General features: G+C 60.5%; 4 protein-coding genes and 1 pseudogene. 2 read left to right on the forward strand and 3 right to left on the reverse strand.

Features of this window, described 5'->3' with window-relative positions:
• Positions 1 to 85 precede the first annotated feature (85 nt).
• Together ACW9I6_RS30960 and ACW9I6_RS30965 are read right to left on the reverse strand one after the other, a co-directional pair.
• Positions 86 to 958, reverse strand: a complete 873-nt coding sequence (locus tag ACW9I6_RS30960) for a methyl-accepting chemotaxis protein (RefSeq protein WP_405046157.1) — start codon at positions 956 to 958, stop codon at positions 86 to 88.
• Between the two features lie 33 nt (positions 959 to 991).
• Positions 992 to 1,765, reverse strand: a pseudogene (locus tag ACW9I6_RS30965) (MCP four helix bundle domain-containing protein); the annotation flags it as partial.
• A 223-nt stretch (positions 1,766 to 1,988) separates the two neighbouring features.
• On the opposite strand from ACW9I6_RS30965, the gene ACW9I6_RS30970 reads away from it, so the two are divergent.
• On the forward strand, positions 1,989 to 2,219 hold the full coding sequence (locus tag ACW9I6_RS30970) for a hypothetical protein (protein WP_010169256.1): 231 nt from the start codon (positions 1,989 to 1,991) through the stop codon (positions 2,217 to 2,219).
• Positions 2,216 to 2,509: a cell division protein ZapA gene (locus ACW9I6_RS30975; RefSeq protein WP_003209415.1), complete on the forward strand. Its 294-nt coding sequence runs from the start codon at positions 2,216 to 2,218 to the stop codon at positions 2,507 to 2,509. Before ACW9I6_RS30970 ends, ACW9I6_RS30975 begins: the two co-directional genes overlap by 4 nt.
• Here the strand turns inward: ACW9I6_RS30975 and ACW9I6_RS30980 are convergent.
• On the reverse strand, positions 2,506 to 4,308 hold the full coding sequence (locus ACW9I6_RS30980) for an acyl-CoA dehydrogenase (RefSeq protein WP_457340190.1): 1,803 nt from the start codon (positions 4,306 to 4,308) through the stop codon (positions 2,506 to 2,508). The two genes, ACW9I6_RS30975 and ACW9I6_RS30980, sit on opposite strands and share 4 nt — an antisense overlap.
• Positions 4,309 to 4,493: the final 185 nt, after the last annotated feature.

The raw sequence follows: 4,493 nt of genomic DNA on the forward strand, positions 1-4,493 counted from the left end.
GCGGTGTGTCAGTCGCCTTATGCGTATCTGATCCACCGCATTCGCGAGCAAGCCCGCTCCCACATTTTTAGCCCTGCGGTATCCGTTAAAGCCTGAACCGCCCCACCATCCCGTTCAAATCCACCGCCAACCGCGACAGCTCACTGCTCGCCGCACTGGTCTGGCTGGCGCCGGTCGCCGACTGCACCGACAAGTCACGAATATTCACCAGGTTACGATCCACTTCCCGCGCCACCTGCGCCTGCTCTTCAGCGGCACTGGCGATCACCAGGTTGCGCTCGTTGATTTCAACGATGGCAGTGTTGATGGTGTCCAGCGACATCCCCGCACCCTTGGCGATGTTCAACGTCGATTCCGCCCGCTCGGTGCTGTTGCGCATCGAATCCACTGCATGCTCGGTACCGGCCTGAATGCTGCCGATCATCCGCTCGATTTCGCTGGTGGACTGTTGGGTGCGATGGGCCAGGGCCCGCACCTCATCCGCCACCACCGCAAAACCACGCCCGGCTTCACCGGCCCGCGCCGCTTCAATCGCGGCGTTCAGGGCCAGCAGGTTGGTCTGGTCAGCCAAGCCACGAATCACGTCCAGCACCTTGCCGATGTCCCGGGACTCTTCCGCCAGGTTGCCGATCAAGGTGGCAGTGGCTTGCACGTCGCTGCTCATGCGTTCAATGGCGCTGACGGTTTCCTGCACCAAATCACGTCCATCGCCCGCAGACGACGTGGCGTTCTTCGAGGCTTCGGAAGTGCTGACCGCGTTGCGGGCCACTTCTTCAACCGCGCTGGTCATCTCGTTCACCGCCGTGGCGGCCTGTTCGATTTCGTTGTTTTGCTGGGTCAGGCCACGGGCGCTTTCGTCGGTCACGGCATTCAGCTCTTCCGCGGCGGAGGCCAATTGGGTGGCCGAGCCGGAAATGCGCTGCAAGGTGTCCTTCAATTTGTCCTGCATCTTGGCCATTGCCAACAGTAGTCGGCCGGCTTCGTCGTTGCCTTCCACCTTGATCGGGCGCGTCAGGTTGCCTTCGGCGATTTCCTCGGCGGCATCCAGGGCCTGGGCGATCGGCAGGGTGATGCTGCGGGTCAGCAACCAGGCGAACAGCATGGTCAGCGCCGTGGCGAGGATCAGCAGGATCACCACCAGCTCAAACGCCATGTCGTACTGGTCGGCGGCTTGCTGGTTGGTGGCCAGCGCCATCTTGTTGTTGATGTCCAGCAGGCGGTTCAATACGGCGTTGACCTGATCCGAGTTGTTCAGCAGCTCGGTATTCAGCAGCGTGCGCAGCTCTTCAACCTGATTGGCCCGTGACAGGCTCTTCATGCGCTCTTCAATCTGATGGTACTGGGCCAGCAGACGCACGTATTCATCGTAGGCAGCACGTTCTTCGCTGCTGTCGATCAACTTCTCGTAGACCGCCTGGGCCGTACGAATCTGCTGATTGCGCACGTCAAAAGACTCAAGGGTCTTTTGCTGGACGTCAGGCTCGCGGTTGGTCAGCAGGCGATACGACAGCACCCGCAGGCGCAGGGTCAGTTGAGTGAACTCGTCCAGGGCGCGAATGCTCGGCACGCTGCTAAGGGTGATGTCTTCCGTCGCCGCACGGATCTTGCTCATCTGGTTCAGGGCGAACACACCGAGAAACAACATCAGCGCGCCAATCAACGCGAAGCCGAGAAAGGCCCGCGGCGCGATATTCATATTACGAAGAGACATGTTGTGATCCTGGGGAGAAGCGCGATCCATGCGGGGTTTGAGCGGGGTGTCCATGACCTATCGGTCATACGACTAAAGTCTTGAGGGGGTGCGCGCTTTTGTCGCAGATCGGGGCGGGCCGACGGGATTCAGGAACCAGATGCCATAAATGCAGTCACTAAGGCTCGAAAGCGTGGCCTGCCCTGTAAAATCAAGGCCCCGCGCCAGGGATAACCCTGGCATCCGAGGTGAATTTTCTTTATCGTCACCGCCCTTTGAAAAAGCCCGAGAAATCAAAATGTTAGAAGCATCCCTCAGCCAATTGGAACAACTGGTCAGCGACCTGGTACAGCAGAACCAGGATCTACTGGGCACCAACGAATCCCTCAAGGCCGAACTGGCTCGCGCCAAGGATGAAAACGACAGCTTGCAGCTGAACCTGATGGAACAGGAAGAAAAGCAGGGCGCCACCGCTGCCCGTATCCAGGCGTTGGTTGAGCGTGTGAGCGCAGGTCCTGTCGGCGCATGAATGAAGGGATAAAGGTCGTTTCGATTCTCGGTGAGGATTACTCGATCAAGGCACCGGAAGGGGAAGACAACACCCTGATGAGCGCCGTGACGATGCTCAAGGCATCCCTGGCCACCACCAAGAAAAAGTACCCGACGCTGATCGGTGACAAGCTATTGGTGCTGGCGGCGCTGAACCTGTGCGCCGAGCAGATCGAAATGCAAAAGCACCACCAGCAGGAACTCGACCGTTACCAAGAGCAAGTCAGCGCCACGGTCGAGGTGATTTCCAAGGCAATCGGAACGCCTTAGAACCACTCATCCTGCATCCCCAGGCACGTGTCATCGCGTGCCTCGAGAATCGCCAGTTCATGATGGCAGCCCGGTATTTCCCACGTCAGGAAGTACCGGGCGGCCTGGAGCTTGCCCTTATAGAAGGCGACATCGGCAGCATTGCCCTTGGCCAGCCCTTCCTCGGCGCGAATCGCCTGTTCCAGCCAGCGCCAGCCAATCACCGTATGCCCGAACACTTTCAGGTACAGCGCCGAATTCGCCAGGCTGCTGTTGACCTTGCCCTGGGCGAGATCCGTCAGCAGGCCGAGTGTGACCTCTTGCAGGCGCGCCACCAGTTGTTCCAGCGGTTCCCGCAAGGCGGTCAGTGACGGGTATTCCTGTGCTCGTGCGCCCGTCTCGGCGATCAGGCGGATCAGTTGCTTCAAGCCCGCACCGCCGTTCTGCGCCAGCTTGCGCCCGAGCAAGTCCAGCGACTGAATGCCGTGGGTGCCTTCATGGATCGGGTTCAGGCGGTTGTCGCGGTAGTACTGTTCCACCGGGTATTCGCGGGTGTAACCATGGCCGCCGAGGATCTGGATCGCCAGTTCGTTGGCCTTCAGGCAAAACTCCGATGGCCAGGATTTGACGATCGGCGTCAGCAGGTCCAGCAGTTCGTGGGCCTGTTTGCGCGCAGCTTCGGTTTCCAGGGTGGTGGTGTCGTCGAACAGGCGCGCGGCGTACAAGCCAAGGTCGAAGGCGCCTTCCACGTAGGCTTTTTGGGTCAACAGCATGCGTTTGATATCGGCGTGCTGGATGATCGACACCGGCGCGGTGTTGGGATCCTTGCTGTCGGGCAGGCGGCCTTGGGGACGTTCGCGGGCATATTCCAGGGAGTACAGGTAGCCGGCGTAACCCAGCATCACCGCGCCCATGCCCACGCCGATCCGCGCTTCGTTCATCATCTGGAACATGCAACTCAGGCCCTGGTGCGGCTGGCCCACCAGGTAGCCGACGCACTCGCCGTTATCGCCGAAATTCAACGCGGTCGAGGTGGTGCCACGCCAGCCCATCTTGTGAAACAGCCCGGCCAGCAGCACATCGTTGCGCTTGCCCAGGCTGCCGTCGTCGTTGACCAGGAACTTGGGCACGATAAACAGCGAAATGCCCTTCACCCCGGCAGGTGCGTCCGGCAGCTTGGCCAGCACCATGTGCACGATGTTCTCCGACAGCGAGTGATCTCCGCCGGAGATGAAGATCTTGTTGCCCTTGAGGCGGTAGCTGCCGTCAGCCGCCGGCTCTGCGCGGGTACGAATATCCGACAGCGATGAGCCCGCGTGGGGCTCGGTCAGCGCCATGGTGCCAAAGAAGCGGCCTTCGATCATCGGTTGCAGGAAGCGTTGTTTCTGCTCCTCGGTGCCGAAGCTCTCGATCAGGTTGGCGGCGCCCATGGTCAGGAACGGGTAGGACGTGGATGCGGCGTTGGCCGACTGGAAGTGGGCGAAACACGCCTGGGAGAGCAGGGTGGGCAGTTGCATGCCGCCAGCGTCGAAGCTGCGGGCAGCGTTGAGAAAGCCGGCTTCGAGGAAGGCATCTACCGCCGGTTTCACCTCGGGAATCAGAATCGCCTGACCGTTTTCGTAGCGGGGCTCGTTCTCGTCGCCCTTGCGGTTATGCGGGGCGAAGAACTTCTCGGCAATGCTGCGGGCGGTGCCGATGGCGGCGTCGAAGGTTTCACGGTTGTGTTCGGCAAACCGCTCGCGCTGGGTCAGGCCCTCGGCATCGAGGACTTCGTACAGCTCGAAAGCCAGATTGCGGGAACTGAGCAGCGTCTCGGACATGGCGGCTTACCTGTGTGGGAATGGGCCTGAGTCTAAGTGCGCAAATAGAGGCTGGATAGCAAGATTGATCTGGGTGATGGAGGGGCAAAACAACAGCGGTGAGTTGCAAGCACGGTCAGTGTGGGAGCGGGCTTGCTCGCGAATGCGGTGGATCAGTCAGTACATCTGGCGACTGACACTGCGCA

The organism is Pseudomonas sp. SDO5522_S412 (genome assembly GCF_054071215.1).

Coding starts and splice junctions, on each gene's coding strand:
- ACW9I6_RS30960 (WP_405046157.1), bottom strand. CDS start 958: ATGGCCAAGATGCAGGACAAATTGAAGGACACCTTGCAGCGCATTTCC.
- ACW9I6_RS30970 (WP_010169256.1), top strand. CDS start 1,989: ATGTTAGAAGCATCCCTCAGCCAATTGGAACAACTGGTCAGCGACCTG.
- ACW9I6_RS30975 (WP_003209415.1), top strand. CDS start 2,216: ATGAATGAAGGGATAAAGGTCGTTTCGATTCTCGGTGAGGATTACTCG.
- ACW9I6_RS30980 (WP_457340190.1), bottom strand. CDS start 4,308: ATGTCCGAGACGCTGCTCAGTTCCCGCAATCTGGCTTTCGAGCTGTAC.